The 3,400-nt window shown below is 41.0% G+C and carries 4 protein-coding genes; 2 read left to right on the forward strand and 2 right to left on the reverse strand.

Annotated features, from left to right (window positions below; translation table 11 throughout):
* Positions 1 to 1,168, reverse strand: a 1,168-nt coding sequence (locus tag PX636_RS13360) for an AAA family ATPase (protein WP_288117560.1), incomplete at its 3' end; no start/stop codon positions are given.
* A 123-nt stretch (positions 1,169 to 1,291) separates the two neighbouring features.
* Here PX636_RS13360 and PX636_RS13365 point away from each other — a divergent pair.
* Together PX636_RS13365 and PX636_RS13370 are read left to right on the forward strand one after the other, a co-directional pair.
* Positions 1,292 to 1,438, forward strand: a complete 147-nt coding sequence (locus PX636_RS13365; RefSeq protein WP_002797127.1) for a hypothetical protein — start codon at positions 1,292 to 1,294, stop codon at positions 1,436 to 1,438.
* Positions 1,439 to 1,453: 15 nt separating this feature from the next.
* Entirely contained in the window at positions 1,454 to 2,644 is a 1,191-nt protein-coding gene (locus PX636_RS13370) for a class I SAM-dependent methyltransferase (protein ID WP_002797126.1), read from the forward strand.
* Between the two features lie 228 nt (positions 2,645 to 2,872).
* Here the strand turns inward: PX636_RS13370 and PX636_RS13375 are convergent, their stop codons facing one another.
* The gene (locus PX636_RS13375; protein ID WP_002738935.1) at positions 2,873 to 3,112 is read right to left on the reverse strand and encodes a DUF4327 family protein; all 240 of its coding nucleotides are present in this window, start codon (positions 3,110 to 3,112) and stop codon (positions 2,873 to 2,875) included.
* Positions 3,113 to 3,400 lie beyond the last annotated feature (288 nt).

Below are 3,400 nucleotides of genomic sequence, written 5' to 3' on the forward strand. Positions count from 1 at the left end.
GATTTTGAGAAATTTGTTCATAGATATCTTTCAAAGCTTCAGCGATTTCCTTGGGACGAGTTGTCTCTAATCCCATCAAATCTTCTAAAATTCGATCAACATTTTTGCCGTAGGACTCCTGCACGGGATCAATTTTTATTCCCATTTCTGTTTGTTCCATGAAGTGTAAACTTTCTGGCTGAACATGAGTAATAATATTAGGAGAATGGGTGGAAATAAAAAATTGACAGTTAGGAAAAACTTCTAGTAATTTAGGTACTACAAATCTTTGCCATTGAGGATGTAAATGTAAGTCAATTTCGTCAATGATAATAACGCCATTACCCGTTAAGGGATAAAGATTTTTAGGATTAGCAATCGCCATTCTTCGAGCTAAATCTCCAAGCATAGCAATCAGACATTTTTCTCCATCAGAAAGTTGATTAACAGTAACTATTTTATTCTTTTTTGTTACTTCCATTCTCAAGGGATTACGACGGACGCTAAGATTAGTAAAATCGGGTAGAAAACGTTCGATCGTTTCCCGAACCGCTTCCAATTGGGGATCAGGAAAACAAAAACCTTCTGGTTTAATTAGATCATACTGATATTTTCTATTTTCATTTTCTAAATCTTCACGTTCGCGAAACCATTCAAAAAAAGTGCGAAAATCTGATCCACTGGTTAAAGCATTTTCGTAGGCACTTAGAGAATCAAATTGATGTTTTGTTTTAATTTTTAAGGGTATATCCAGCACTGCTCGATTAACAGAATAATAAACAAATAAAGGTAAGTTAATTTGTCCTTGATGTTCAGTAATTTGTCGTTGTATTTGTTGAGTGTATTCATTTAATTGGCTAAAATTACTCCCTTTTACAGCGTGGCTATATCCAGTCCTAGTTTTTACTATTTTCCAAGTAATCTCTTGACTATCTTCCGTCGCCCCAGTGATTTCAATTATAGCCGTCCCCTGACCATTATTAATCTCGGTTTCGCTAATCTTTCGTCCACTGGCATTAGTATTTTTTAGGCGATTAACTAACCATGAAAGCATAATAGCCAAACTGTCTAAAATGGTGGATTTTCCAGCACCATTAACTCCTATGAATACGTTTAATTGCCGATGAAAGTCGATGTTTAAACTGACTGCACCTCGATAATTAATAAGCTTTATAGACTTAATTCTCATGGTTTTTTGTATCGGCAAGATTTGCTTATATTTGAGATAATTGTTAGAGAATGACTCTCCAATAATTGCCAGTAAAACTTAGATAGGGTTAAGAGACAGTAGGACAAGGAATAGAAAAAAATATTGACCAAAGAAATAATATCTAGTTTTGGCACAGAACCGGATAGTCATAATGATTATTTATCATTTACTCCCGACCAACTAAAAAAACCCCGGCTGACTTTCCCGATCGCTGCCCTCTGTGAGACAATCGATCGAGTGTTATCCTAAACTCCGCCAATTTTCATGTCCGACGACGCTACTATTCGCACTGCTGTACAACGTCTCTACAATACCTATCCTTTCCCCCCCGAACCGCTCCTAGACGAACCTCCTCCGGGTTACAATTGGCGCTGGAATTGGATTGCTGCCTATAACTTTTGTTGTCATCGTAAACCCGAACGAGAGGATATCCGCATTCTCGATGCAGGTTGTGGTACTGGTGCGGGAACTGAATATCTGCTCGCGCTCAACCCTTTCGCTCATGTAGTCGCTATAGATATCAGCGAAAAAGCTCTAGAAATTGCCAAAGAACGCTGTAATCGTTCGGGAGTTGCGACAAAGCACCGAGGTTCTCTGGATTTTCACCATTTACCCCTTGAATCCGCCACTAATCTCCCCGGAGAATTTGATTTAATTAACTGCGTCGGGGTGCTGCACCATCTCCCGGACCCGATTAAAGGGATTCAATCCCTCGCGCAAAAACTGGCCCCTGGTGGTCTGCTGCATATTTTCGTCTATGCTCAATTGGGACGCTGGGAAATCCAGTTAATGCAATCTGCGATCGCACTTTTGCAAGGAGACCGACGCGGGGATTATAAAGATGGGGTCGCTGTCGGCCGAGAGATTTTTGCTTCACTACCGGAAAATAATCGCATTTTGAAACGGGAAAAAGAGCGTTGGTCAATGGAAAATCATCGCGATGAATCCTTCGCTGATATGTACGTTCACCCCCGGGAAGTGGACTACAATATCGATACCCTCTTTCAACTGATTGATGCGTCAGGATTAGCTTTTATTGGCTTTTCTAACCCTTCCTACTGGCAATTAGAGCGTTTATTGGGTAAATCCCCCGAATTGATGGCTAGAGCGCAAAATTTAGGGGAAAGGGAACGTTATCGCTTGACGGAATTATTAGACCCAGAAATCACCCACTATGAATTTTTCCTCGCTAAACCACCGATTTTGACTGCCGATTGGTCCGGGGATCAAGTCCTAGAGAATGCAGTGGCCGAAGTTCATCCCTGTCTTTACGGCTGGCCTAGTGCAAGTGTTCTAGATTACGATTATCGGCCGGTTAATCTCTCGGAAAGAGAATTTGCTTTTTTACAAGCTTGTGATGGTCGTTTAACCGTGGGAGAAATCGACGCTCAAGTTGCTTTAGGATTAACTGCTGTGCGTTCCTTACAACAGCGCCAACTACTGATTTTAAGTTAGGGAAAATTTGGGGATGTTAGAGATAGCGTCCCTTGGCAATGGGTAACTTGTGAACTAACTTGGCTAAATCTTACAAAAACTTCTTTTTTCTCAACAATTATCCCCCTCCTGTCCCCATGGTTTCAGCCCCAGAATTAACCGGGGCTGAATTATAATAGTTTAAGAAAGTGGACAAGGCTGCTAAATTTCTGATCAGTCCGATTTTTGCCCATCGGCAAACGGGAGAATTTAATCATTATCCCAAGATTCCGAGGCGATTAAGTCACCAATTTGATCCCTGAGAAGGTAGTCACACCGTTCTAGTTCACATTCAACACAAACCCACTCCCGGGGGGGAATGAACTGACAGAGGGTGTAGATCGGTTGGTGTCTGCTCACTACCCCCTGTTCTACCATCTGACGGACTTCGTCCTTAATCATCCTGATAGAGTAAGCGGTGGGAGCGGTGGAGAAAGTTATGGCACTCATGGGAGATTTCCTGCAAGATCTACAAAAGAAGTCTTATCACTAACTATATTCTAACCTATATGGGGACAAAAGAGATTTTTTGCTGTATCGACGATTACAATTTTTTATATATAGCGAAACCCTCTCCCCTCGCCAGTTTAGGCTTAGGTTAAGAAAAGTTAAATTTATCGGCTAAAAGCTGTCGAGTCCCCTTATGCCAAATCAGTTATCAGTGATCAGTTATCAGTGATCAGTTAAGCTGTTGACTATCTAGGGTTGGCTGAATAAATCTAAAAACCTTGTTGGATA

It is taken from the genome of Microcystis sp. M53598_WE2 (assembly GCF_030067735.1).
In the GTDB taxonomy this organism is placed as follows: Bacteria; Cyanobacteriota; Cyanobacteriia; order Cyanobacteriales; family Microcystaceae; genus Microcystis; species Microcystis aeruginosa.

Bases quoted from the DNA above. Each gene is read 5' to 3' on its own strand.
- PX636_RS13375 (WP_002738935.1), bottom strand. From the start codon at position 3,112: ATGAGTGCCATAACTTTCTCCACCGCTCCCACCGCTTACTCTATCAGG.
- PX636_RS13370 (WP_002797126.1), top strand. From the start codon at position 1,454: ATGTCCGACGACGCTACTATTCGCACTGCTGTACAACGTCTCTACAAT.